The sequence below is a fragment of the Pseudomonas sp. GM78 genome (genome assembly GCF_000282475.1).
In the GTDB taxonomy this organism is placed as follows: domain Bacteria; phylum Pseudomonadota; class Gammaproteobacteria; order Pseudomonadales; family Pseudomonadaceae; genus Aquipseudomonas.
Genome location: NZ_AKJF01000097.1, coordinates 64,847 through 90,507, shown reverse-complemented (window position 1 = coordinate 90,507; position 25,661 = coordinate 64,847). Strand labels below are relative to the sequence as shown.

Below are 25,661 nucleotides of genomic sequence, written 5' to 3'. Positions count from 1 at the left end.
AGGGGCAAGAGCCCTTGGTTACTTGGGGCTCTTCCAAGTGACTCGCTGTAAAAGCGAAACCATAAGTGGCCGTTACCGCAGAAATGGATATGTACACCTGAAAGATTAGCTCCAGCTGTCGGGACGCCTTCGCCGGCAAGCCTGGCTTCTACAAAAAATCTTTCCCGCGCGCTGTGTCGGAAGCTCGATCTTTGCTCTTTGCGTAACAGTCCTTTCATGAATCCGCTCTTTTTCCTTTCCCCCCAGCCCCTTATCTTTGCCCGCACCAAACAGCACTTGCCAAGCAAGAAGGTTTAAATGATGTCCAACAGTATGGGTATTGCCAGCGCTTTCGTTCTGTCTTCTCTTTTTCTGTCTCCATTCGCCATGGCTGAAGAGTCGCAGGCCTTCGTCGCGCAAAATACCGCACGAGCCGCCGCGTACGAAGAGCACCAGATCGAGATGACCGCCAAAGCCCAGGAGGCCACCCAAGCCCCACAAGCGTCGAGCGTCCAGGTCAAGCAGGCTGAGAAAGACAGCTGATTTACGCGCATCGCTCCAGTTTCCCTCGACACTTTTCATCGGCTCTTCCCATTGAAAAGTTGTCTTCAAAGCCGCTGCCATCAGCGGCTTTTTTTCGTTGTGGTTTTATAACCCGCTGCGTCAACAAGCCCCCCCTGCGACTGTAAGAAAAGTGATGTTCCCCGCTGACCCAGGAGCTTTACCCCACGTGCGTTTCCCATTCAGTACACCTGCGCTGTTCGTTGCAATCGCTGCAACGATGGCCGCCAATGCTCACGCCACCGATGATTCAACCGCCCAGGGTTTCGCCGAAGGCGCCAGCCTTACGTTCAACGCACGCAACTACTACATGAACCGCAATCGCCAGCAGCAGGCCGACGACAACATTGAATGGGGTCAAGGTTTTCTGGGCATCTTCGAGTCGGGCTACACCGAAGGCAACGTCGGCTTCGGCTTCGATGCCCACGCCATGCTCGGGCTTAAGCTCGACGGTGGCGGCGGCACGGACAATTCGAGCATCCTGCCGGTCAGCGATGGCAACGGCAAAGCTCCGGGCTCGTTCTCCACCGCAGGCGGTACCCTGAAAATGCGTGCCTTCGATACCGAATTGAAGGCCGGCGACCTGTTTCTCGCCAACCCGGTGATTGCTGGCGGTGAAACCCGCATGCTGCCGCAGACCTTTCGCGGTGTCAGCCTGACCAACCACAGCTTCGACGGCTGGCTGATCGAAGGGGGTCAAGCGAGCTTCACCAAGCCGTATAACCAAAGCGGCCATACCCGCATCGGTACCTCCTACGGCACCCTGGCCGAGGGTGACGAAAGCCGGCACCTCAACTGGGCTGGCGTGGCCTGGAGCGCTTTGCCGGGCGTGAGCAGCAGCCTGTATGCCGCCGAGCTCAAGGGCATCTGGAACCAGTACTACTACGACCTCGATTACACCTATGCGCTCAACGAGGTAGTCAGCCTCAACCCGGGCCTGCACTTCTATCACACCCAAGACACAGGCGATGCGCTGCTCGGCAACATCGACAACAACACCTACAGCCTGCATTTCACTGTCGGCGTCGGCAATCACAGCGTCACCACTGCTTACCAGCGGGTGAACGGCAACACCCCGTTCGACTACATCAGCCAGGGCGACAGCGTCTTCCTCGACAACTCCCAACAATACTCGGACTTCAACGGCCCGAACGAACGCTCGTGGAAACTCAAGTACGCCTATGACTTTGTCGGGCTCGGCCTGCCGGGACTGACCTCGGCGCTGTCCTACTCCCGAGGCAAACTGGACCTGACCAAGGTCGATCCAGACAGCCCCGGGTATAGCGCGTGGTACAGCGCCGACGGCAAAAACGCCAGGCACTGGGAGCGCGACATCGAACTCAGGTACGTGGTGCAGGCCGGCCAGGCGAAAAACCTCGCGCTGCGCCTGCAATGGGCGACCAACCGGGGCGGCAACGGGTATGGCGCACTGGACCAGGACACCGACGAGTACCGGGTGATCTTCGACTACCCGCTCAATGTCTTCTAAGCTTCAGTAAACAAAAGGCCGGCAGGTTTTGCTGGCCTTTTTTTTATCCGGAGTGCGCAGGGATGCTGTGGATGTGACGGGTGTCCGGGACGCTGCCCGATTCTTGTAAAAGAATGTTCCCGACGCCTAGACAGCAGAAGCCAGAATCATGAGCGAGCGCAGCGCGACATTTCACCCAACAACCCCATCCACGCGCTCCGAGCGATTGGTGATTGTCGGCAGCGTGTTGATGGTGATCGCGATCCTCGGCATCGTGGCGTTCCTGCTGGTGCGTGAGCGCGCCAATGCCGAACTGTCAGCCAGCCGCTCCGCTGCCAACATCGTGCAATTGATCGAAGCCGACGTCCTGCGTAACGTCGAGCTCTACGACGTTTCCTTGCTCGGCTTGATCGCGACCTCCCGACGCGAAGACCTCATACAGGTTTCCCCGCAGATCCGCCATCTGGCCTTGTTCGATCGCGCCACCGCAGCTCCGTACAAGGGTGACATCCTGTTGCTTGACCAGCAGGGCAACGTGGTCGCCGACTCGGCTTCGCGAGAACCCAGGACAGGCAACTTTGCCGACCGCGAATACTTCCAGTCCCACGTGAACAACAGCGACCCGAGCATGTTCATCAGCCGACCTTTTCGCTCCCGCCTGGCAAACAACGAATGGCGCATCAGCTTCAGTCGCCGGATCAGTGGCGCCCAGGGCGAGTTCCTCGGGGTCGCCGAAGCGGCCATGCGCCTGAGCTACTTTGAGCAACTGTTCAACAGCCTGAACATTGGTCCCGACAGTTCGATCAGCCTGATCAACAAGGATGGAATCCTACTGGCCCAGGTCCCTCGCCAGGGCGAAGACCTGACTGGCTCTGACTTCAGCAACCGCCCCAATTTCCAGCGCATCGTCAAAGAAGGCAACGGCAGCTTCAGCAGTGTCTCGGCTCGCTACCAGGACCAGCGGCTCTACACCTTTTCCCAGGTTGGCAATCTGCCGCTGATTGTCATCGTGGCGCTGTCGGGCGCAGAAGTGTTTGCTTCATGGCAACGCACGGCGCTGGTGGTGAGCCTGGCCACGATCGCCCTGTGTGCGTGCCTGCTGTGGCTGACCTGGTTGCTCTGCCGCGAACTGCGACTGCGCCACCATGCCGAGCTGGAACTGGCGCAACTGGCCGCCACCGACGCCTTGACCGGCCTGGCAAACCGCCGAACGCTCGACCAGACGTTGCGTCATGAGTGGTTTCGCGCCCAGCGATCCGGCAAGCCATTGTCGCTGCTGATGATCGACGCCGATCACTTCAAGGCCTTCAACGACCGCCATGGCCATCAAGCCGGTGACGAGGCCTTGCGCGCGGTGGCCAATGTGTTGCGCACCCATGTACGGCGACCTGCCGACCTGGTCGCACGCTACGGTGGCGAGGAGTTTTCGGTGGTTCTGGCGGAAACCGACATGGCGGGCGCACAACAGATCGCCGAGCGCATTCGAGAGGCCGTCGAGCAGCTACCGCTGATCGACGGCGCCGACTCGCCGATTACCGTGAGCATTGGCATCAGTACCTGGAATGCCTGCTCCGACATCAACCTGGAGGTGCTGATGTTTGCCGCGGACAAGGCGTTGTATCAAGCCAAGGAGACTGGGCGTAACCGGGTGGTAGCCCTATAGCGGCATAAAAAAAGGCCACCCAAAGGCAGCCTTTAAAAAACTAGAGAGGTTTTTTACTTACACGGCCGCAACAGGACGCATGTAAGAGATCGGTGCGGTGCTGGCATCTTCGAACGTCACGACTTCCCAGGCATCTGTCTGCTCAATCAACTTGCGCAGCAGCTGGTTGTTCAGCGCGTGGCCGGACTTGAAGCCCTTGAACTCACCGATCAGGCTGTTGCCCAGCAGGTAGAGGTCACCAATTGCATCGAGGATCTTGTGCTTGACGAATTCGTCTTCGTAGCGAAGGCCGTCTTCGTTCAGTACACCATCAGCATCGACCACAATGGCGTTTTCAACGCTGCCGCCGAGCGCGAGGTTGTGCTTGCGCAGGTACTCGATGTCGCTCATGAAACCAAAGGTACGGGCGCGGCTGACTTCTTTTACGAACGAAGTGCTGGAAAAATCCACGCTTGCACTTTGTGTGCGGTCACGGAAAACCGGGTGATCGAAATCGATCTCGAAGCTCACCTTGAAACCTTCGAAAGGAACGAAAGTGGCGCGCTTGTCGCCGTCTTCCACCGTCACTTCGCGCAGGATGCGGATGAACTTCTTGGCGGCGTCCTGTTCTTCCAGGCCCGCCGACTGAATCAGGAATACGAAAGGTCCAGCGCTGCCATCCATGATCGGTACTTCGGACGCGGAGAGCTCGACGTAGGCGTTATCGATGCCCAGGCCAGCCATGGCCGAGAGCAAGTGCTCCACCGTATCCACTTTGACGTCACCGTTGACCAGCGTGGTCGACATGGTGGTTTCGCCAACGTTTTCTGCGCGTGCAGGGATCTGCACCACAGGATCGAGGTCGGCACGACAAAACACAATGCCGGTGTCGATCGGCGCAGGCTTGAGGGTCAGGTATACCTTCTCCCCGGAGTGCAGACCTACACCTGTGGCACGGATAATATTTTTCAGTGTGCGTTGTTTAATCATGGCTTGGGCCGCTTCAGCGCAAATTGCGAACTGGTATCAACAAAGGCTGGCGATGATAGCAGACCACGCCTTTGCTGAACACCAATCACCTTCATAGCCCTGATACATTTCATCAATCGGCCTGACGACGCAGGAAGGCCGGGATGTCCAGGTAGTCCAGATCATCTTGCGGATTCATCTTCGCGGCAGCCGCAGCACCGGCCTGGGCCTGGTTGCGCATGACGGTCGGACGGTCCAGGTCACGGTAGTTAACCGCTGGAGCTTCCTGACGAACAGGGGCCTGTTGTTGCGGCTGGGAAGCCATCGACGTGTGCACGGTATTGTCGATGATCTTCACCGGCTTCTCGATTTTAGCGCCCAAACCGGTCGCAACGACAGTCACGTGCAGCTCGTCGCGCATGTCTGGATCGATAACGGTACCGACCTTGACCATGGCGTGCTCGGAAGCGAAGGCTTCGATGATGCTACCCACGTCGGAGTACTCACCCAGGGACAGGTCAGGACCGGCGGTGATGTTCACCAGGATGCCGCGTGCACCTTGCAGGTTCACGTCTTCGAGCAACGGGTTGCGAATGGCCGCTTCGGTGGCCTCGCGTGCACGGTTCGGACCGCTGGCGCAGCCAGTGCCCATCATCGCCATGCCCATTTCGCTCATCACGGTGCGTACGTCGGCAAAGTCGACGTTGATCATGCCCGGACGCTTGATGATGTCGGAGATACCGCGAACGGCGCCGGCCAGTACATCGTCAGCCTTGGCGAAAGCCGACAGCAGGCTGGCGTCCTTACCGAGGATGGTCAGCAGCTTCTCGTTGGGAATGGTGATCAACGAGTCGACGCTTTCCGACAGCAGGCGGATGCCTTCGTCGGCGAGCTGCATGCGCTTGCGACCTTCGAACGGGAACGGACGGGTCACCACCGCAACGGTGAGGATCCCCATTTCCTTGGCCACTTCAGCAATGATCGGCGCAGCACCGGTACCGGTACCACCGCCCATGCCGGTGGTGATGAACACCATATTGGTGCCCTGCAGGACTTCGGCAATGCGCTCACGGTCTTCGAGAGCGGCCTGACGACCAACTTCAGGGTTGGCACCGGCGCCCAGACCTTTGGTCACGCTGGTACCCAGTTGCAGGATGGTCCGCGCGCTGATGCTCTTGAGCGCCTGGGCATCAGTGTTGGCGCAGATGAACTCGACGCCTTCAATGTTGCTCTTGACCATGTGATTCACGGCGTTGCCGCCGCCACCGCCTACACCGATAACTTTAATAACCGGGCTTGCGGGGATGTTGTCTACGAGTTCGAACATTTTCCCTCTCCTTTACGTTCTCTAGTTTTTTCGCCTACTGCCTGTATCTACAACGGTGTAACGGTGTTGCGGTAAATCTTAGAAATTGCCCTGGACCCAGCTCTTGATGCGATCGAGCAAGGCACCTTTGGGTTCTTCGTTGCTGAAGCTGTCGCGGCTGCCGATACCCGAGAACGAGATGCCATCGGATTGCTTCTGCAGGCCGTACATCAACAGGCCAACGCCCGTGGAATAAATCGGGTTGCGCACCACGTCATCCAGGCCCTTGACGCCATGGGGCACGCCCAGGCGCACTGGCATGTGGAAGATTTCCTCGGCCAGTTCGGTGGCGCCTTCCATCTTCGCCGTACCGCCGGTCAGCACGATGCCGGCCGGGATCAGGTCTTCGTAGCCACTGCGACGCAGCTCGGCCTGGATCAGCGTGAACAGCTCGTCGTAACGCGGCTCGACCACTTCGGCCAGGGCCTGGCGGGACAGCTCGCGCGGCGGACGGTCGCCGACGCTCGGGACCTTGATGGTTTCACCGGCGCCCGCCAGTTTGGCCAGGGCACAGGCGTAGCGGATCTTGATTTCTTCGGCGTACTGGGTCGGTGTGCGCAACGCCATGGCGATGTCGTTGGTCACCTGGTCGCCCGCGATCGGGATCACCGCGGTGTGGCGGATCGCGCCTTCGGTGAAGATCGCGATGTCGGTGGTGCCGCCACCGATGTCCACCAGGCACACGCCCAGCTCTTTCTCGTCATCGGTCAGCACCGAGTAGGCGGATGCCAGTTGCTCGAGAATGATGTCGTCGATTTCCAGGCCGCAGCGGCGCACGCATTTTTCAATGTTCTGTGCGGCGTTGACGGCGCAGGTGACCACGTGGACCTTGGCTTCCAGACGCACACCGGACATGCCCAGTGGCTCGCGGACGCCTTCCTGGTTATCGATCACATAATCCTGCGGCAAGGTGTGCAGCACCCGCTGGTCAGCCGGGATCGCCACGGCCTGGGCGGCGTCGAGTACGCGCTCAAGGTCGGCGGAGCTGACTTCGCGATCACGAATCGCCACGATGCCGTGGGAGTTCAGGCTGCGGATATGGTTGCCGGCCACGCCGACAAACGCCGAGTGGATGCGACAACCAGCCATCAGCTGCGCTTCTTCGATGGCGCGCTGGATCGACTGCACGGTGGACTCGATGTTCACCACCACGCCTTTTTTCAGGCCACGGGACGGATGGGTGCCGATCCCGACGATTTCCAGCGTGCCGTCGTCCGCGACCTCGCCGACCAGCGCCACCACCTTGGAGGTGCCGATATCGAGACCGACGATCATTTTGCCGCTTTGCACGTTTGCCATGGGGTCCTGCCTCTCTTAATTCTTCGCGACAGCGGGTACGGCTGCCGTCGGCGCTACAGGTTCCCGCCAGCCAACGGCGAGACCGTTGGCGTAGCGCAGATCGATGCGCGCAATGTTCGTAATCTGCTCTTTGAGCGTCTTGTCGTAGATGGCAATGAAACGGCGCATCTTTTCCACCAGGTTGCCGCGTCCCAGCAGCAGTTCGATCCCGGGCCCGGCACTGCCAGGTCCGGTCGTCAGGAACCAGCTGCCTCGTTCGCGCAACTCCAGGCGCGCAATCGAGAAGCCCAATGGCCTGAGCAACTGGCTCAGTACCTGATATTGCTGCATCACTTGCTGTTGAGCCCGCTGTGGACCAAACAACTGCGGCAAGTGTTCGTAATTGGCCAGTTCGCGCGGGGTAAACGCCTGCCCCTGGTTGTTCAGCAGCGATTCGTCACCCCAACGGGCGACCGGCAGTTGTTCCTCCAGGCGAATCACCACCTGGTCCGGCCACACCCGGCGCACTTCGGCGTGGGCAATCCATGGCATCGTTTCAAGCTCGGTGCGCATGCTCTCCAGGTCGATGGTGAAGAAGCTCGACGCCACGAACGGAGCGATTCGCTGCTGCACCGCTTGCTGGCTGATGTAGCTCAGGTCGCCCTGCACCGCGATCTTGGTGATCGGTCGGTCGGCGTACGGCAGCAAACGCTGCGCGCCTTCGTAAGTACCGAACCCCAACGCGACCAGCAGCACTGGCCAGAACAGGGCTTTGAGAACACCGAAGTTGGCTTTCGGCAGGCGCGCGGACATCGGCTCTTTGGCCACCATTCGGCTGGCACCCCGCGGCACCGGCTTGCGGCCGGGCGCGGGTGGCTGATGTCTCAACTGTGCGCCTTGCATGGTCTTAACCCCGCGGCTCTTGCTTGCCGAAGCTCTCAGCCAGAATGGCCAGAACCAACTGCTGGAAATCCAGACCGGCAGCACGGGCCGCCATCGGCACCAGGCTGTGATCGGTCATGCCCGGTGCCGTGTTGACTTCCAGGAACCAGAACTGCCCCTCGGCGTCCTGCATCACGTCCGCCCTGCCCCAACCGGCGATACCCAGGGCTTCACAGGCTTTCGCCGTGAGGTCCATGAGTTCCTTTTCCTTGGCGCTGTCCAGGCCGCACGGAATGCGGTACTGGGTATCGTTGGCGATGTACTTGGCGTCGTAGTCGTAGAAACTGTGCGTCGTGCCCAGGGCGATTGGCGGCAACACCTGGTCACGCAGGGTGGCGATGGTGAACTCCGGACCTTGAATCCATTGCTCGACCAACACTTGCGAATCGTAGGTACTGGCCGCTTTCCAGGCGTCGATCAATTCAGACGCGGAACTCACTTTGGCCATCCCGATACTTGAACCTTCATGGGCCGGTTTGACGATCAAAGGGAAGCCCAGTTCCGTCGCCGCCGAAATACAATCGGCTTCGCTGCTCAGCACCGCGTGACGTGGCGTCGGAATGCCCAGGCTGTGCCAGACCTGCTTGGTGCGCAGCTTGTCCATGGCCAGCGCCGAGGCGAGGATGCCGCTGCCGGTGTAGGGAATCCCCAGGCACTCGAGCAGGCCCTGCATGCTGCCGTCTTCACCACCACGGCCGTGGAGGATGATGAAGGCGCGGTCGATCTTTTCGTTCAGCAGACGCTGCAACAGGTCATCGCCGACGTCGAGGCCGAACGCGTCCACGCCTGCACTTTGCAGCGCATCGAGAACGGCGTTGCCCGACTTCAGGGACACTTCGCGTTCGGCACTCTTGCCGCCGAACAGCACGGCGACGCGGCCGAAATCTTTCGGCGCGACGGTGCTGGCGAGGTTGGCGTAGGCAGCAATCATTTCAACTTCCCCTCGACCGGTGCGACAACCGCACCGGCGAACAACTCACTTTTCAACAGTTTCGGTGCGAGACCGCCGATATCACCGGCGCCCTGGCACAGCAGGATGTCGCCGGCACGCAACAACGGCTTGACCAGCGGCGCGAGGTCGACACCGCGCTCGATGTAGATGGGGTCGAGCTGGCCGCGCTGGCGGATGCTGTTGCACAGCTTGCGGCTGTCGGCACCGGGGATCGGCTCCTCACCGGCCGGGTAGACTTCCATCAGCAGCAGGACGTTGGCGTCGGCCAGTACATTGACGAAGTCGTCGTACAGGTCGCGAGTACGGCTGTAACGGTGCGGCTGGTAAACCATCACCAGGCGACGTTCCGGCCAGCCACCGCGCACGGCCTTGATCACTGCGGCGACTTCGGTCGGGTGGTGACCGTAGTCGTCCACCAGCATCACCTGGCCACCGTCCACCGGCAGTTCGCCGTAGACCTGGAAGCGTCGGCCAACACCCTGGAACCCGGACAGGCCCTGGACGATGGCTTCATCGCTGACGCCTTCGTCGGTGGCGATGCAGATGGTTGCCAGGGCGTTCAATACGTTGTGGTTGCCCGGCATGTTCACCGACACATCCAGTGGCTCGCGGTCTGGGCGCAGCACGGTGAAGAACGTCTGCATGCCTTGCTGGCGCACATTGATGGCGCGCACGTCGCAGTCTTCGCCGAAGCCGTAGGTGACGGTCGGACGCTTGACCTGCGGGAGGATTTCACGCACCACCGGATCGTCCAGGCACATCACCGCCAGGCCGTAGAAAGGCAGGTTGTGGAGGAACTCGACGAAGGTTTTCTTCAGTTTGTTGAAGTCACCGTCATAGGTCGCCATGTGGTCGGCGTCGATGTTGGTGACCACGGCCACCAGCGGCTGCAAGTGCAGGAAACTGGCGTCGCTTTCGTCGGCTTCGGCGATCAGGTAGCGGCTGGTGCCAAGCTGGGCATTGGTGCCCGCGGCATTCAGGCGACCACCGATGACGAACGTCGGGTCCAGGCCACCAGCGGCGAACACCGAGGCGATCAGGCTGGTGGTGGTGGTTTTGCCGTGGGTACCGGCAACGGCGATGCCGTGGCGATAACGCATCAGCTCAGCCAGCATTTCTGCTCGCGGCACTACCGGGATACGCCGTTCCAGCGCGGTGGCGACTTCCGGGTTGGAAGTATTCACCGCGCTCGATACCACCAGCACGTCGGCAGCGGCAGCGTTCTCGGCGCGGTGGCCGATGAAAATCTGCGCACCGAAAGATTCCAGGCGCTCGGTAACCGGCGAAGCCTTCAGGTCGGAACCGGACACTTCGTAGCCCAGGTTCAACAGCACTTCGGCAATCCCGCACATGCCCACGCCACCGATCCCGACGAAGTGGATGCGACGGATGCGGCGCATTTCCGGTTGCGGCATGGCTTTCTGATTCTCAACCATGGGCCACCTCCAGGCAGGTATCGACCACGTTACGGGTGGCATCGGGTTTGGCCAGGCGGCGGGCCGCAGTGGCCATATCGTTGAGTCGTTGTGGTTGCATCAGGACCTCTGTCAGGCGCGCGGCAAGATCCGCTGCACCGGTCGTTCTTTGCGGCATCAGGAAGGCAGCGCCTTCACGGGCCAAATAGTCGGCGTTGCGGGTCTGGTGATCGTCGATCGCGTGGGGCAACGGCACCAGCATCGAGGGCAGACCGGCGGCAGCCAGTTCACTGATGGTCAGCGCACCTGCGCGACATACCACCAGGTCGGCCCAACCATAGGCTTGGGCCATGTCTTTGATGAACGGCTGCACTTGCGCCTCGACGCCAGCCGCGAGGTAGCGCTGCGCAGTCACTTCATCGTGGTTTTTGCCGGCCTGATGGAACACGTCCGGGCGCAGGTCGACGGCGACTTGCGACAGGGCTTCAGGCAGCAGCTTGTTCAACGGTTCTGCGCCCAGGCTTCCGCCCAGGATCAGCAAACGCGCCTTGCGACCGGCCAGGGCTGGTCGCGGTGTTTCGAGGAACAGCTCGGTGCGCACCGGGTTACCGGTGGTCCGTCGGCTGCTCGACAGGGTAAAGGTGTCGGGGAACGCTTCACAGACTCGGGCGGCCAACGGCACCAGCAACCGATTGGCGGTACCGGCCACGGCGTTCTGTTCGTGAACGATCACCGGCACACCGGCCAGTTTGGCCGCGACACCGCCAGGACCGGTCACATAACCACCAAAGCCCACCACGCAAGTCGGCTGCAAACGACGAATGATCGCCCGCGCCTGCCAGACCGACTTGAGCAACATGAACGGCGCCTTGAGCAGGGACAACTTGCCCTTGCCGCGCAAACCGCTGGCGTTGATCCGATGCAGTTCGATGCCGGCCGCCGGGACCAGCTCGTTCTCGATGCCACGCGGCGTGCCCAGCCAGTGCACGGTGTAGCCGCGGGACTGGAACTCGCGAGCGCAAGCCAGCGCCGGAAACACGTGGCCCCCGGTGCCGCCGGCCATGATCAATACGTTAGCGCCCATGGTTCGGCTCCTCGGCGAAGTCGCTCTCATGGAATTCCATCTCTTCGCTGCCCAGATGGGTTCGACTCTCCCACTCGATGCGCAGCAACAAGCCCAGGCAGGCGCAGCAGATCACCAACGAACTGCCGCCATAGCTGAGGAACGGCAACGTCAGGCCCTTGGTCGGCAGCAGGCCGACGTTCACGCCGATGTTGATCAGGAACTGACCAATCCACAGGAACGACAAACCGTAGGCGACATAGGCGGCGAAGAACTGCTTGGCTTTCTCGGCCCACAAGCCGATGTACATGCCGCGGATACAGACGAAGACGAACAGCGCCACGGTGCACAGGGAACCCACGGCACCCAGTTCTTCGGCCAGGACCGAGAACACGAAGTCGGTGTGGGCTTCCGGCAAGTAGAACTGTTTCTGCACGCTGTTGCCCAGGCCGACGCCCAGCCATTCGCCGCGACCGAAAGCGATCAACGCCTGGGACAACTGATAGCCGGCACCGAATTGGTCGGCCCACGGGTCAGCGAAGTTGGTCAAACGCGCCATCCGATACGGCTGCATCTGGATCAACAACACCACTGCCCCGACCGCCAGGACCACCATCAGGGAAAACCGGAACAGCCCGACCCCGCCGAGGAACAGCATCGCCGCCGCCGCGCCCATCATTACCACGGTGGCACCGAAGTCCGGCTCCATCAGCAACAGACCCGCCATTGGCAACAGTACGATGAATGGCTTGAAGAAACCCATCCAGCTTTCACGCACTTCTTTCTGGCGACGCACCAGATAACCGGCGAGGTAGATCACCACGAACACCTTGGCGATCTCGGAAGGCTGGACGTTGAAAAAACTGAAGCCGATCCAGCGCATCGAACCGTTAACCTCACGGCCGATCCCCGGAATGATCACCATCACCAGCAAACCGAAGGCACCCAGCAGCATCAACCAGCCCAGGCGCTGCCACGTCGCGATCGGGATCATCATGGTGACGATGCAGGCACCCAGGCCCAGCACCACGTAGATAAGGTGGCGAATCATGTAGTACAGGGCGCTGCCCGACTGGACCGCCGCCACTTCGGTGGAGGCCGACGCAATCATGACCAGCCCCAGGCCCAGTAGCGTCAGGCAACCGGCGAGCATCGGGAAGTCGAGGTCGATACCGCGCCCGGTGATGAGCGGCGATGGGTACGGCTTGATGATGCCTCGAAGGCTCATGCCAGTTCCTCCACGGCTTGGACGAACTGGTGACCACGGTCTTCGTAGTTCTTGAACATGTCGAAACTGGCGCACGCCGGCGACAGCAGCACCACGTCGCCCGTTTGCGCAGCGGCGCGGCATTGCTCCACGGCTTCGACCAGGGAGCCGGCACGAATCAGTGGAACGGCATCGCCAATGGCCTGGCCGATCTTGTCGCTGTCGCGCCCCATGAGGATCACGGCGCGGCAGTTGGCCGCCACCGGATCACGCAAGTCCTTGAATTCGGCACCCTTGCCGTCGCCACCGGCAATCAGCACGATCTTGCCATCGATGTCCGCACCCAGGCCTTCGATGGCCGCCAGCGCGGCGCCCACATTGGTGGCTTTGGAATCGTTGTAGTAGCCCACGCCATCCAGGTCGCGGACCCACTGGCAGCGGTGTTCGAGACCGGCGAAATTGCGCAGGGCCGACAGCATGGCGTCGAACGGCAAGCCAACAGCGTGACCCAGGGCCAATGCCGCCAGGGCGTTGGATTGGTTATGGGCGCCGCGAACTTTCAATTCGCGCACTGGCATCAAGTTCTGGAATTCGAAGGCCAGGTACTTCTCGCCGTCTTCTTCGCGGATCCCGAAGGCCTTGAAGTCAGGTTTGTTCAGGCCGAAGGTCCAGCATGGCTGGCCCTCGCCCATCAGCGGCCGGCTCAGGGCGTCCTGGCGGTTGACCACGAACTGCCTGGCACCACGGAAGATCCGATGCTTGGCCAGGTGATAGGCCGGCAGGCCGCTGTAGCGGTCCATGTGGTCTTCGCTGATGTTGAGCACGGTCGCCACTTCGGCGTTGAGTTGGTCGGTGGTTTCCAGCTGGAAACTCGACAGCTCCATCACGTACAGCTCGACGTCATCGCCCAGCAAGTCCAGCGCCGGCGTACCCAGGTTGCCGCCGACGGCCACTCGCTTGCCCGCCGCAGCGGCCATCTCGCCGACCAGGGTGGTCACGGTGCTCTTCGCGTTGGAACCGCTGATGGCCACGATCGGCGCCTTCGCGTTACGCGCGAACAGCTCGATATCGCCGGACAGCTTCACGCCACGGGCAGCGGCGGCCTGCAGGGCCGGGGTCGCCAGTGCCAGGCCGGGGCTCACGTAGAGCTCGTCGGCACGACACAGGAACTCGACGTCCAGCTCGCCGCAACGCACTTCCACCTGCGGGTAGTCACACTTGAGCGTGGCCAGTTCCGGTGGATTTTCCCGCGTATCGGCCACCGCAAACGCCACGCCCCGGTTCGCCAGGAAGCGAACCAGGGACATGCCGCTCTTGCCGAGGCCGACAACGATGCGGAAGTGGTCAGACGCGATCAGGGACACGGGTTTCTACCTCAGTTTCAGGGTGGCAAGGCCGATCAGCACGAGAATCACGGTGATGATCCAGAAGCGGACAATCACGCGCGGCTCGGGCCAGCCCTTGAGTTCAAAGTGGTGGTGAATCGGTGCCATGCGGAACACACGGCGACCGGTCAGCTTAAAGGACGCAACCTGAATGACGACTGACAGGGTTTCCATCACGAACACGCCGCCCATGATGAACAGGACGATTTCCTGGCGCACGATCACCGCGATGGTGCCCAGGGCCGCGCCCAGCGCGAGCGCGCCGACGTCACCCATGAAGACTTGTGCCGGGTAGGTGTTGAACCACAGGAACCCCAGGCCAGCGCCGATCAGCGCACCGCAGAACACGATCAACTCACCCGCGCCCGGTACATAAGGGATCAGCAGGTATTCGGCGAATTTCACGTTACCCGACAGGTAGCAGAAGATCCCCAGGCCACCGCCGACCATCACGGTCGGCATGATCGCCAGGCCGTCGAGGCCGTCGGTCAGGTTGACCGCGTTGCTCGAGCCCACGATCACGAAATAGGTCAGGACGATGAAGCCTGCACCCAGTGCAATGCTGTGGTCCTTGAGCATCGGCAGGATCAGCGTGGTTTCCACCGGGGTTGCGGCAGTCATATAAAGGAAGATCGCTGCACCAAGACCGAACACCGACTGCCAGAAGTACTTCCAGCGGCTCGGCAAGCCACGGGAGTTCTTCTCGATCACCTTGCGGTAGTCGTCGACCCAGCCAATGGCACCGAACAACAGGGTCACCAACAGGACGACCCAGACATAACGGTTGGTCAGGTCAGCCCACAACAGGGTGCTGACGCCGATGGAGGACAGAATCAGCGCGCCGCCCATGGTCGGGGTGCCGGACTTGGACAGGTGCGATTGCGGGCCGTCGTTGCGAACGGACTGGCCGATCTGACGGTTCTGCAGGGTGCGGATCATCCACGGGCCATAGCACAGCGACAAAACCAACGCGGTCAGTACACCGAGAATCCCGCGCAGGGTCAGGTACTGGAAGACCGCGAAGCCTTTGTAGAACTGTTGCAGATACTCCGCTAGCAGCAGCAGCATTAATGTTTCTCCAGACTGGCACCGCACAAAGCGGCAACGATGTTTTCCATCGCAGCGCTGCGCGAACCCTTGATCAAAATGGTGGTGTTTGTGTCTTGCTCGGCCCCCAGGGCCTTGATCAGTTCAGCCTGCGTGCTGAAGTGAAAGGCTTGGGGTCCGAAGGCGTTGACGGCGTGAACCATCATCGGCCCGACGGCGTACAGCGCAGAAACCTTGCCACGGGCGTACTCGCCCACGTCGCGATGCCCCTGCTCTGCCCAATCGCCCAGCTCGCCGATGTCCCCGAGCACCAGGACGGTGCGACCGGAAAAGCCGGCCAGTATATCAACGGCAGCGCACATGGAGGTGGGGTTCGCGTTATAAGTGTCGTCGATCACGCGCATGCCATTGCTGGCCAGTTGCGCGACCGTGCGACCCTTGACCGGTTGCACCGCACCGAGGCCGGTGGCGATGCCAAACAGCGACACACCCAGGGCATGGGCGGCAGCTGCGGCGGCCATGGCATTGGCGACGTTGTGGGTGCCGAGCAGGTTCAATTGAACGCGTTCCACACCTTCAGGCGTGTGCAGGTTGAATGCTGGGCAACCGCGAGCGTCGCGGTCCAGATCACTGGCGTAGAAATCGGCACTGACATTACTCAGGGCGAATGTCAGCACCTTGCGCTCGCCGGCGCGAGTCTTCCAGATACCAAAAGCCTTGTCGTCCAGATTGAGAACGGCGACGCCATCGGACGCCAGCCCATCAATAATTTCGCCCTTGGCCTCGACGATTTTTTCTGGCCCGCCAAACTCGCCGACATGGGCGGTCCCGGCATTGTTCAGAATGGCCACATGGGGCTTGGTCAGGCCAACGGTGTAGGCAATTTCACCCAGGCGCGAAGCACCGAGCTCGATCACCGCGGCAGTGTGTTCCGGTGCCAGTTCGAGCAGGGTCAAAGGCGCGCCAAGATCGTTGTTCAGGTTGCCACGGGTGGCCAACACCGGCCCGCGAGTGCGCAGGATGCTCGCGAGCATTTCCTTGACCGTGGTCTTGCCGCTGGAGCCGGTGATGGCAGCGACTGGCTGGGTGAACGCCGCGCGATTGAGCGCACCCAGTTGCCCCAACGCCTGACGGGTATCGCTGACCAGTAGTTGCGGCAGCGCGCTGTCGGCGACTTCGCGTTCGACCAGGGCTGCCACGGCGCCTTTGGCCGCGACGTCATTGAGGTAGTCATGGCCATCAAAGCGCGGACCGGCCAAGGCAATGAACAACTGGCCCGGCTTGATGGCACGGCTGTCGATGCTGACGCCGTCGAAGCTCGCATCAGCGGCGATCAACCGGCCATTCAGTGAGCCAGTCAATTCACTCAGTTTCAAGGCTTTAAGCATGGGCCACCTCCCACGCGGTCAAGGCATGATCGGCCTCGACCAGATCGGAAAAGGCATGGCGCTCGCCGTTGATTTCCTGATAGTCCTCATGACCTTTACCGGCCAGGACAATCACGTCATCCGCCGACGCACCGGCGATCAACTGGGCAATCGCCTGGCCACGACCGGCAACGAAGGTCACTTTATCCACAGCGGTGAAGCCGGCACGGATGTCGTCGAAAATCACCGACGGGTCTTCGGTGCGCGGGTTGTCGTCGGTGACCAGTACGCCATCGGCCAGACGCTCGACCACTTCGGCCATCAGCGGACGCTTGCCGCGATCGCGGTCGCCGCCACAGCCGAACAGGCACAGCAGCCGGCCTTTGACGTGAGGGCGCAGGGCGGTCAGGACTTTTTCCAGGGCATCCGGGGTGTGGGCGTAATCGACCACCACCAACGGCTGGGTACCGCCACCCAGGCGCTGCATGCGTCCGGCCGGGCCTTCGAGTTTCGGCAGCACCTTGAGAATTTCGTCCAGGGCGTAATCCAGACCGAGCAAGGCACCAATCGCCGCCAAGACATTGCTCAGGTTGAAACGACCCAGCAACGTGCTGCGCAGGTGGTGTTCGCCCTGGGGCGTGACCAGCGTGGCACGCACGCCCTCGTCGTCGAACTGCGCCTGGCGGCAGTAGAGATAAGCGTTGCTGTCGAGCAGACTGTAGGTGATCAGCCGCGACTCGCGCTTGTCCGCAGCCAATTGCCGGCCGAACTCGTCGTCGAGGTTGATCACCCGGCATTTCAGATCGTTCCAGGCAAACAGCCTGGCCTTGGCTTCGCCATAGGCCTGCATGGTGCCGTGGTAATCCAGGTGGTCGCGGGACAGGTTGGTCATCACGGCCACATCGAATGCCAGCGCGGTGACCCGGCCCTGGTCCAGGCCATGGGACGAGACTTCCATGGCAACGGCCTTGGCTCCGGCCTTTTTCAGGTCGCCCAAGGTCGCTTGCACCGCAATCGGGTTGGGCGTGGTGTGCAGGCCGCTTTCCAGCGCGCCATGAAAACCGCTGCCGAGGGTGCCGACAATGCCGCAATGCTGGCCCAGCAGATCCAGCGCCTGGGCCACCAGCTGGGTCACGCTGGTCTTGCCGTTGGTACCGGTAACACCCACCAGTTTCAGGTGATGGCTCGGCTCGCCATAAAAGCGCCCGGCGATATCCGACAGCTGCGCCGCCAGCCCCTTGACCGGAATCAACGGCACATCAGTGATCGGCAGCACCGTGGCGCCTTCCACTTCATAAGCCACGGCCGATGCGCCGCGCGCAAGCGCATCGCCGATGTGCGCACGGCCATCGAATCTGCCGCCCGGCACCGCGAGGAACAAGTCACCGGCGCGTACGTTGCGACTGTCCAGCGCCAATTCACGGATCAACAGATCGTGGCCGGCGTGGGGGAAAATCTTGTTCAGGCTCAGAGACATCAGCCGCGCCCTCCATTGGCTTTCGGTGGAACGACCGGCGTTGCGTTCGCTTGTTGGGTAGGTGGCAGGTTGTCCGGGGTGATGTTCATCAGACGCAGGGTGCCGGACATCACGCGGCTGAACACCGGCGCGGATACCAGACCACCGAAATAACCGGCCTTGGTCGGCTCGTCGATCACCACCACGATGGCGTAACGCGGGTCGCTCATCGGGCCGAAACCGGCGAACAGCGAGCGGTAGGAGTTCTCGGCGTAGCCTTTGGTACCGACCGAGGTTTTACGCGCGGTACCCGACTTGCCGCCCACGTGATAGGCCGGCACCTGTGCACGGAATACACCGCGCGGTGCTTCGATCACTTGCTGCAGCATGCCTTGCATGGTTTTCGCGACGGCTTCCGGCAGTACCTGGGTGGTTTGCGGCGCCTTGTCGGTTTTGATCAGTGTCAGTGGCGCGAGGCGGCCGTTGTTGGCCAGCGCCGAGAAGGCATGAACCAACTGGATCGCCGTCACGGAAACACCGTAGCCGTAGGACAGCGTGGCGGTTTCAGCCTTGCGCCAGTCACGGTAGTTCGGCAGGTTGCCGACACGTTCGCCCGGGAAGCCGAGGCCGGTATCCTGGCCAAGGCCGACTTTCTGAGCGAGACGGAAAATCGTCTCGCCACCGATATCGAACGCGATCTTGCTCATGCCGACGTTACTGGAATTGATCAGGATGCCGGCCAGGTCGAGCACCGGACCTTCACTCTTGGACACGTCCTTGATGGTGTACTTGCCGATCTGCAAGGAGCCCGGATACACCTCGACGGTGTCGCTCGGTTTCCAGCGCCCGGTTTCGATGGCGGCACTCATGGAGATCGCCTTCATGGTCGAGCCCGGCTCGAACACGTCGATCATCGCGCGGTTACGCATCATCGCCGGTTGCAGGTTGCGGCGGTTGTTCGGGTTGTACGTTGGCTGGTTGACCATGGCGAGGATTTCGCCGGTCTTCACGTCCATGATCACCAGGCTGCCGGCCTTGGCGCCGTTCTCGATGATCGCGTTGCGCAACTCGCGGTTGGCCAGATATTGCAGGCGCAGGTCAATGGACAACGCCAAGGGCTTTCCGGCCTTGGCGTTTTTGGTGACCTGGACATCCTTGATCAACCGGCCGCGCCGGTCCTTGATCACTTGCCGTTTGCCGGGGACCCCGGCCAGCCATTCATCGTAGGCTAGCTCGACGCCTTCGCGTCCGTGGTCATCAATGTCGGTAAAGCCGACCATATGGGCGGTGACTTCACCGGCCGGGTAGAAACGGCGGAACTCTTCGATCCCGTAGACACCCGGCACTTTCAGGTCGAGCACCGCCTGGCCCTGCTCAGGCGTCAGCCCACGCACCAGATAAATGAATTCCTTGTTGGCTTGCGCCTCAAGACGCTCGGCCAGGGCCTTGGGATCTTGTCCCAGCGCGGCAGCCAGTGCTGGCCATTTTTCCTTGGCCAGTTGCATTTCCTTGGCATTGGCCCACAGGGTGGTGACCGGGGTACTCACGGCCAGAGGTTCGCCATTACGGTCGGTGATCAGGCCACGGTGGGCCGGAATCGGAATATGCCGAACGCTGCGCGCATCGCCCTGACCCTTGAGGAAGGCACGGTCGACCACTTGCAGGTCAATGATGCGCCAGGCGATCGCTGCCACCATGACGCCAAGCAGGCCCAGTACCAGGCGGAAGCGCCATGGAAAAAGAGCGCCTTCGAGTTTCATCATGGCGCCACCATCTGCACTTCGGCGGCGCCGGGAATGCGCATTTTCAGCTGTTCGGTGGCCAGCACTTCGATACGGCTATGAGCGGTCCAGGTGCTTTGCTCAAGAATCAGGCGACCCCATTCGGCCTGCGCCTTGTCGCGCACGCTCAACTCGTTGTACAACGCGTTCAGCAACTGGCGGTTCCAGTGTGCGCTGTAGGACACGCCAATGGCCGACACGAGCACGCCAACGAACAACAGCAGCATGAAAAAGCTTCCGCCGGGCAGTGGCTTGGCGAAAAGCTTGCTCACCGCAGCTTCTCCGCCACACGCATGACAGCACTGCGCGAACGTGGGTTGGCCTTGAGCTCGGCGTCGGAGGCCGTCTGCGCTTTGCCGTGGATTTTGATTTTCGGTTCGAAAGCGACGTGCCGAACCGGCAGGTTGCGTGGCAGGTTGTCGGCTTCGCCTTTGACCAGCTTGCGCATGAACAGCTTGACGATACGATCTTCCAGCGAATGGAAGCTGATGACCACCAGGCGACCGCCCACTTCCAGGCTTTCCAGCGCCGCTTCGAGGCCGGCCTCCAGATCGCCCAGTTCGTTGTTGACGTGAATGCGCAGGCCCTGGAATGCACGGGTTGCCGGGTTCTTGCCCTTTTCCCAGGCCGGATTCGCAACTTTCAGGACTTCCGCCAGATCGGCGGTACGTTCGAACGGTTTGATATCGCGACGTTCGGCCACGGCACGGGCCATACGCCCGGAAAAACGCTCTTCGCCGTATTCCTTGAACACCCGGGCGATTTCTTCCACGGGCGCGGTGTTGACGAATTCGGCAGCGCTGATCCCGCGAGACGGGTCCATGCGCATGTCCAGCGGCCCATCGTTGAGGAAGCTGAAACCGCGCTCCGGGTCATCCAGCTGTGGCGAAGAAACGCCAAGGTCCAGCAACACACCGCTGACCTTGCCGTTCATGCCGCGCGCTGCAACTTCCGCACCCAGCTCGGCAAAGCTGCGCTGTACAACGACAAAGCGGCCGTCTTCGGCCGCTAGCGTCTGCCCGGTGGCAATCGCTTGAGGGTCTTTGTCGAACCCGAGCAACCGACCATCGGGACCGAGCCGGCTGAGGATCAACCGGCTGTGTCCGCCGCGCCCGAACGTGCCGTCCAGATAGCAGCCATCAGGACGTACGGCGAGAGCCTCGACGGCTTCGTCAAGCAGTACGGTGATGTGGTTAAAGCCGCTATCTATAGTCACAGGATCAATTCACGCAGTTGGTCAGGCATCGCGCCCGGTTCTTGAATAGCAGCCAGGTCAGCGGCAGCAACCGCATCCCAGGCATCCTCGTCCCACAATTGGAACTTGTTCAGTTGGCCTACCAGCATCGCGCGCTTATCCAACTTGGCATATTCACGAAGACGCGGCGGAACCAGAAAACGACCACTGCCATCGAGCTCGAGGTCGACGGCATTACCAATCAGTAAACGTTGCAGACGACGGTTCGCTTCGTGAAGCGAAGGCAGTGCGCGCAGTTTGGTTTCAATAATTTCCCACTCATCGAGGGGGTAAACACACAAACACGGATCAACGGCATCAATTGTGACGATTAACTGACCGGAACTCCGCGAAACCAGCTCGTCACGGTACCGGCTCGGCATGGCGAGACGGCCCTTGGCATCGAGACTGATAGCGTTGGCTCCGCGAAACACGTCAGCGCCTCTCCAAATTCTAGCGTTTTTAGCTCAAAAAACCCACTTCATGCCACTTTCCGCCACTTGCGCACACTATAGGAATGCGCCCACTGCACCGTCAAGGCGCGGATCAAAGGAAAACCCTTACAGAACTGAGATTTAGGAGCATATGGAGGGGAGCAAGCAGGATCGGGGGGACGAAACCGACCAATAACTTGAATCAGCACAAGGGGCTGCGTTCAGAAGTTAAAGTGATTTATTAAGTGTAAGATTTTTTTGATATTACGAAAGTGATAATGAGGACGTTTGAGAAAGGAGGGTAATTGCCATCATCAGCCCCCTGCTCAATGATTTAAGCAGAGGGGAGAAAAAAGGTGGAGAGTCGATCTGTAAGCCGGGTTCTGTCTTGAACAGTCATTCGTCTACGATGGCCATCACTGGACACCTTTAGCAACCTACCCGGTCCCAGCGCGGGCCACGCCTTGGGACCCTATTTGGTCTTGCTCCAAGTGGGGTTTACCTAGCCACGAACTGTTGCCAGACGTGCGGTGCGCTCTTACCGCACCTTTTCACCCTTACCGGCGCCGAAGCGCTTAGGCGGTTATTTTCTGTGGCACTTTCCGTAGGCTCACGCCTCCCAGGCATTACCTGGCACTTCGCCCTATGGAGCCCGGACTTTCCTCCCCCCCCTAATTTTCATAGAGGGCAGCGACTGTCCGATCGACTCTCCGCCGCGAAGGTTAACGGCAGAGCGGCCGAAGAACAAGCGATAAACGCCTCCAGCCACGCCAATGCGTCGGGTTTTTACTCGCCTTTCTGCTTATCCAGGGCAATCTGATAGAGCACATTCTTGCGCTCGCCGGTAATTTGCGCAGCCAACGCCGCGGCACGCTTGAGCGGCATCTCTTCGAGCAACAGGTCGAGGATGCGCATCGCTTCACTGCTGACAGCGCCTTCCTCCTCGGGGGCGGTCCATCCCGCCACCAACACCACGCACTCGCCACGCTGCTGGTTGCTGTCCGACTCGACGAACTCGCGCAACTGGGCGAGCGGCAAGCCCTTGAGCGTTTCGAACGTCTTGGTCAGTTCCCGCGCCAGCAATGCCGGGCGATCGGCACCGAACACCTGCTCCATGTCCTGCAGGCATTCGAGGATACGGTGCGGCGCCTCATAGAAAATCAGTGTGCGCGGTTCTTCCTTGATGAGCTCCAGACGCGCACGCCGCCCCACCGCCTTGGCCGGCAGGAAGCCTTCGAAGATGAAACGGTCCGACGGTAAACCCGCCGCCGACAGGGCCGCAATCAACGCACAAGCCCCCGGCACCGGCACCACATTGATGCCCGCTGCTCGTGCCTGACGGACCAGGTGATAGCCCGGATCGGAAATCAGCGGTGTGCCGGCGTCGGAAATCAACGCGACATCGTCACCCGCGAGCAAGCGGGTAATAAAGCGGCTACCTTCATCGCGTTCATTGTGCTCATGACAGGCCGCGAGCGGGGTGGGAATGCCGAAATGCTGCATCAGGCGCTGGGAATGACGGGTGTCCTCGGCGGCAATCAAGGCGACCTCACGCAGGATCTTCAGCGCCCGGGCACTGATATCGTCCAGGTTGCCGATGGGCGTCGCCACCACATAGAGCGAGCCAGCAGCGGAATTCAAAGCACCTGGAGCAGTCAAAGCGCACACCTCATGATCGGTAAAACGGCCATTGTAGCGCGTAGCGACGCTCGCGATACGGGCAAGCGGCACCCGCTTTTGCAGCCTTTTGTGCCGCGCAGCAACATTTACACCCGCTAAATTGGTCGATTCGCACCAGTAACATCGCGCCCCGGCCAGTGCTTGGGTACAATTCCACGCTAATTTGATCGAGTATCAGGAACACTACATGATCGCTTGCCTGCGGCTGTTCTCTGCCCTATGCCTCGCTGCCTTGCTGGCGGCTTGCGCCAGCTCGCCCTCCTCCAGCCTTGGCGAACTTCCACGGACCCCGGATGCCAGCATCGAGCAACTGCTCGAAAAGGCCGCCCAAAGCAAATCGCCGGAAGACGCGGCGCTGCTGCGTCTGAGCGCGGCCGACCTGGCCTATCGCCAGGGCAACGCCGGCCAGTCCGCGCAGATCCTGCAACAGGTTCCCGTGGAAACACTGAAGCCGGGCCAGCAGATCTTCGCCAACACCCTGGCGGCTGAACTGGCCATGACCCGCAACCAGCCCAAAGCCGCGCTGACCGCCTTGAGCCATCCAAGCCTGCAGCGCCTGGGTGAAATGCCGGAGGAGCAGCAAGTGCGCACCGGCACCGTTCGCGCCCGCGCCCTTGAAGCCGATGGCCAGACCCTGGCCGCTGCACGGGAACGCATCTTCATCGCGCCGATGCTCAGCGGTGAAGCGGCCAGCAAGAACCACGAGGCCATCTGGGTCCTGATCGCTTCGCTGCCGACCGAGCAATTGCAGCCAACCACCACCGACGATCTTGGCGGCTGGATGGCTTTGGCGCTGGCCGTGAAATCTGCCGGCACCCTCGAACAGCAGCAGGCGGCGATCGACAACTGGCGCGCGCAGAACCCGAAACACCCGGCCGCCAAACAGCTGCCACTGCCACTGACCAACCTCAAGGATCTGGCCAGCCAGCCCCTGAGCAAAATCGCCCTGCTCCTGCCACAGGACGGCCCATTGGCGTCGGTCGGTAAAGCATTGCGCGAAGGTTTCATGGCCGCCCACTACCAGGCACAACAAGCCGGGCAGAAACCGCCTGCCATCGAGTTCTACGACAGTTCGCGCCTGACTTCGCTCGACGACTTCTATCGCAAGGCCCAGGCCGATGGCGTGCAACTGGTCGTAGGCCCGCTGGAAAAACCACTGGTCAAACAGCTCAGCACCCGCCCGCAACTGCCGATCACCACCCTGGCACTGAACTACAGCGAAGGCACACAAGGACCGGCCCAGCTGTTCCAGTTTGGCCTGGCCGCTGAAGACGAAGCCCGCGAAGTATCGCGCCGCGCTCGCGCCGACGGCCTGCATCGCGCCGCTATCATGGTGCCCAAGGGCGAATGGGGTGACCGGGTTCTCAAGGCGTTCAGCCAGGATTGGCAAGCCAATGGCGGCAGCATCGTCGCCACCGAGCGCGTCGACCAGCCGGTACAACTGGCCCAGCAGATTGCAGACATGTTCCAGCTACGCCAGAGCGAAGGTCGCGCCAAGAGCCTGCAATCAACTGTTGGCTCGCAGGTAGCCGCCCAGCCGTCGCGTCGCCAGGACATCGAGTTCATTTTCCTTGCCGCAACGCCACAACAGGCGCAGCAGATCAAGCCAACCCTGAATTTCCAGTACGCAGGTGACGTTCCGGTCTATGCCACGTCCCACGTCTTCAGCGCCAGCGGCGACGTCAACCAGTACAACGACATGAATGGCGTGCGCTTTTGCGAAACCCCATGGTTGCTGGACGCCAATGACCCATTGCGTCGCCAGGTCACCGCGCAATGGCCACAAGCGGCCGGCAGCCTGGGCCGCCTGTACGCCATGGGTGTGGACGCCTATCGCCTGGCACCTCGCCTGGGCCAGCTCAAGGCCCTGCCGGATAGCCGTATCGAAGGTCAATCGGGCAGCCTGAGCATGACCCAGACCCAGCGAGTGGTGCGTGAGTTGCCATGGGCGGAGTTCATCAATGGCCAGGTTCAACGCCTGCCGAACACCCCACGCTGATGCCTGAAAGGTCACGCCAGCAAAGCGGTAAAGATGCCGAGCGCCATGCGCTCGAGCATCTTCAGCAACACGGCCTGCAGCTACTGGCGCAGAACTGGTTGTGTAAACGCGGCGAGCTTGATCTGGTCATGCTGGAGGGCGATACAGTAGTATTCGTAGAAGTTCGTTACAGAAAAAACACTCAATGGGGTGGCGCGCTCGATAGCATCGATGAGCGCAAACGGCAAAAACTGATTTTTGCCGCGCAGTATTTTCTTCAGCGAGAGTCGCGCTGGGCCAACTCCCCTTGCCGCTTCGACGTGGTTGCGATTGACAGCGACCTCGATCAGTTGAACTGGTTGCAGAATGCCTTCGACAGCTGATTGCCTACGCCCCGAACCGGATACCACCACTCAACACTTTTGCTCTTTGCTTTGCGGGCTGCACACTCACGTGC

The 25,661-nt window shown here is 61.1% G+C and carries 22 protein-coding genes, 1 other RNA gene and 1 pseudogene; 5 read left to right on the top strand and 19 right to left on the bottom strand.

Translation table 11 applies throughout. The features are described 5' to 3' along the window. Positions 1-218 (bottom strand): annotated as a pseudogene (locus PMI35_RS35915) (hypothetical protein); the annotation flags it as partial. Between the two features lie 82 nt (positions 219-300). Here PMI35_RS35915 and PMI35_RS35910 point away from each other — a divergent pair. The 3 genes from PMI35_RS35910 (at position 301) to PMI35_RS14790 (ending at position 3,671) form a co-directional block, all read left to right on the top strand. Then, positions 301-522 carry a hypothetical protein gene (locus PMI35_RS35910; protein ID WP_032831635.1) on the top strand — a complete coding sequence of 74 codons (222 nt, stop codon included), beginning with the start codon at positions 301-303 and terminating at the stop codon, positions 520-522. 238 nt (positions 523-760) lie between these two features. Then, the gene (locus PMI35_RS14785; protein WP_008060302.1) at positions 761-2,029 is read left to right on the top strand and encodes an OprD family porin; all 1,269 of its coding nucleotides are present in this window, start codon (positions 761-763) and stop codon (positions 2,027-2,029) included. A 148-nt stretch (positions 2,030-2,177) separates the two neighbouring features. Next, positions 2,178-3,671, top strand: coding sequence for a sensor domain-containing diguanylate cyclase (locus PMI35_RS14790; protein ID WP_008060301.1), 1,494 nt, complete (start codon positions 2,178-2,180; stop codon positions 3,669-3,671). 57 nt (positions 3,672-3,728) lie between these two features. On the opposite strand, the gene lpxC is transcribed toward PMI35_RS14790, so the two are convergent. The 18 genes from lpxC to rsmI all read right to left on the bottom strand — a co-directional run bounded on the left by lpxC (position 3,729) and on the right by rsmI (position 23,205). Then, positions 3,729-4,640: a UDP-3-O-acyl-N-acetylglucosamine deacetylase gene (gene lpxC / locus PMI35_RS14795; RefSeq protein WP_008060300.1), complete on the bottom strand. Its 912-nt coding sequence runs from the start codon at positions 4,638-4,640 to the stop codon at positions 3,729-3,731. Between the two features lie 112 nt (positions 4,641-4,752). Continuing rightward, complete coding sequence (gene ftsZ / locus PMI35_RS14800) at positions 4,753-5,946, bottom strand: cell division protein FtsZ (RefSeq protein WP_008060299.1); 1,194 nt, start codon at positions 5,944-5,946, stop codon at positions 4,753-4,755. Between the two features lie 78 nt (positions 5,947-6,024). Next, a complete protein-coding gene (ftsA, locus tag PMI35_RS14805) occupies positions 6,025-7,284 on the bottom strand; it encodes a cell division protein FtsA (protein WP_008060298.1) in 1,260 nt (419 codons plus the stop codon). 15 nt (positions 7,285-7,299) lie between these two features. Beyond that, a complete protein-coding gene (locus tag PMI35_RS14810; protein WP_008060296.1) occupies positions 7,300-8,166 on the bottom strand; it encodes a cell division protein FtsQ/DivIB in 867 nt (288 codons plus the stop codon). Between the two features lie 4 nt (positions 8,167-8,170). Beyond that, positions 8,171-9,136, bottom strand: coding sequence for a D-alanine--D-alanine ligase (locus PMI35_RS14815; protein WP_008060294.1), 966 nt, complete (start codon positions 9,134-9,136; stop codon positions 8,171-8,173). Further along, positions 9,133-10,593: a UDP-N-acetylmuramate--L-alanine ligase gene (gene murC, locus PMI35_RS14820; RefSeq protein WP_008060286.1), complete on the bottom strand. Its 1,461-nt coding sequence runs from the start codon at positions 10,591-10,593 to the stop codon at positions 9,133-9,135. The genes PMI35_RS14815 and murC overlap by 4 nt, the downstream gene beginning before the upstream one ends. Continuing rightward, positions 10,586-11,656 carry an undecaprenyldiphospho-muramoylpentapeptide beta-N-acetylglucosaminyltransferase gene (gene murG, locus PMI35_RS14825; RefSeq protein WP_008060281.1) on the bottom strand — a complete coding sequence of 357 codons (1,071 nt, stop codon included), beginning with the start codon at positions 11,654-11,656 and terminating at the stop codon, positions 10,586-10,588. The genes murC and murG overlap by 8 nt, the downstream gene beginning before the upstream one ends. Then, the gene (gene ftsW, locus PMI35_RS14830; protein ID WP_008060279.1) at positions 11,646-12,863 is read right to left on the bottom strand and encodes a putative lipid II flippase FtsW; all 1,218 of its coding nucleotides are present in this window, start codon (positions 12,861-12,863) and stop codon (positions 11,646-11,648) included. Before ftsW ends, murG begins: the two co-directional genes overlap by 11 nt. Further along, on the bottom strand, positions 12,860-14,206 hold the full coding sequence (murD, locus tag PMI35_RS14835) for a UDP-N-acetylmuramoyl-L-alanine--D-glutamate ligase (RefSeq protein WP_008060277.1): 1,347 nt from the start codon (positions 14,204-14,206) through the stop codon (positions 12,860-12,862). Before murD ends, ftsW begins: the two co-directional genes overlap by 4 nt. A gap of 6 nt (positions 14,207-14,212) precedes the next feature. Next, positions 14,213-15,295, bottom strand: coding sequence for a phospho-N-acetylmuramoyl-pentapeptide-transferase (gene mraY, locus PMI35_RS14840; RefSeq protein ID WP_008060275.1), 1,083 nt, complete (start codon positions 15,293-15,295; stop codon positions 14,213-14,215). Next, complete coding sequence (locus PMI35_RS14845) at positions 15,295-16,662, bottom strand: UDP-N-acetylmuramoyl-tripeptide--D-alanyl-D-alanine ligase (RefSeq protein WP_008060273.1); 1,368 nt, start codon at positions 16,660-16,662, stop codon at positions 15,295-15,297. Before PMI35_RS14845 ends, mraY begins: the two co-directional genes overlap by 1 nt. After that, entirely contained in the window at positions 16,655-18,118 is a 1,464-nt protein-coding gene (locus PMI35_RS14850) for a UDP-N-acetylmuramoyl-L-alanyl-D-glutamate--2,6-diaminopimelate ligase (protein WP_008060271.1), read from the bottom strand. Before PMI35_RS14850 ends, PMI35_RS14845 begins: the two co-directional genes overlap by 8 nt. Next, positions 18,118-19,857, bottom strand: a complete 1,740-nt coding sequence (locus PMI35_RS14855) for a peptidoglycan D,D-transpeptidase FtsI family protein (protein ID WP_177325076.1) — start codon at positions 19,855-19,857, stop codon at positions 18,118-18,120. Before PMI35_RS14855 ends, PMI35_RS14850 begins: the two co-directional genes overlap by 1 nt. Then, entirely contained in the window at positions 19,857-20,150 is a 294-nt protein-coding gene (gene ftsL / locus PMI35_RS14860; protein WP_008060267.1) for a cell division protein FtsL, read from the bottom strand. Before ftsL ends, PMI35_RS14855 begins: the two co-directional genes overlap by 1 nt. After that, entirely contained in the window at positions 20,147-21,094 is a 948-nt protein-coding gene (gene rsmH, locus PMI35_RS14865) for a 16S rRNA (cytosine(1402)-N(4))-methyltransferase RsmH (protein ID WP_008060265.1), read from the bottom strand. The genes ftsL and rsmH overlap by 4 nt, the downstream gene beginning before the upstream one ends. Next, positions 21,091-21,546, bottom strand: coding sequence for a division/cell wall cluster transcriptional repressor MraZ (mraZ, locus tag PMI35_RS14870; RefSeq protein ID WP_008060263.1), 456 nt, complete (start codon positions 21,544-21,546; stop codon positions 21,091-21,093). The genes rsmH and mraZ overlap by 4 nt, the downstream gene beginning before the upstream one ends. Positions 21,547-21,902: 356 nt before the next feature. Beyond that, an RNA gene (rnpB, locus tag PMI35_RS33330) (RNase P RNA component class A) lies at positions 21,903-22,256 on the bottom strand. A gap of 76 nt (positions 22,257-22,332) precedes the next feature. Beyond that, positions 22,333-23,205 (bottom strand): 16S rRNA (cytidine(1402)-2'-O)-methyltransferase, encoded by an 873-nt coding sequence (gene rsmI / locus PMI35_RS14875; RefSeq protein WP_008060262.1) that lies wholly within the window; start codon positions 23,203-23,205, stop codon positions 22,333-22,335. A 208-nt stretch (positions 23,206-23,413) separates the two neighbouring features. Here rsmI and PMI35_RS14880 point away from each other — a divergent pair, with 208 nt between their 5' ends. Both PMI35_RS14880 and PMI35_RS14885 read left to right on the top strand, forming a co-directional pair. Further along, positions 23,414-25,225 carry a penicillin-binding protein activator gene (locus tag PMI35_RS14880; protein ID WP_008060260.1) on the top strand — a complete coding sequence of 604 codons (1,812 nt, stop codon included), beginning with the start codon at positions 23,414-23,416 and terminating at the stop codon, positions 25,223-25,225. Continuing rightward, entirely contained in the window at positions 25,225-25,587 is a 363-nt protein-coding gene (locus PMI35_RS14885; RefSeq protein WP_008060259.1) for a YraN family protein, read from the top strand. Before PMI35_RS14880 ends, PMI35_RS14885 begins: the two co-directional genes overlap by 1 nt. Positions 25,588-25,661: the final 74 nt, after the last annotated feature.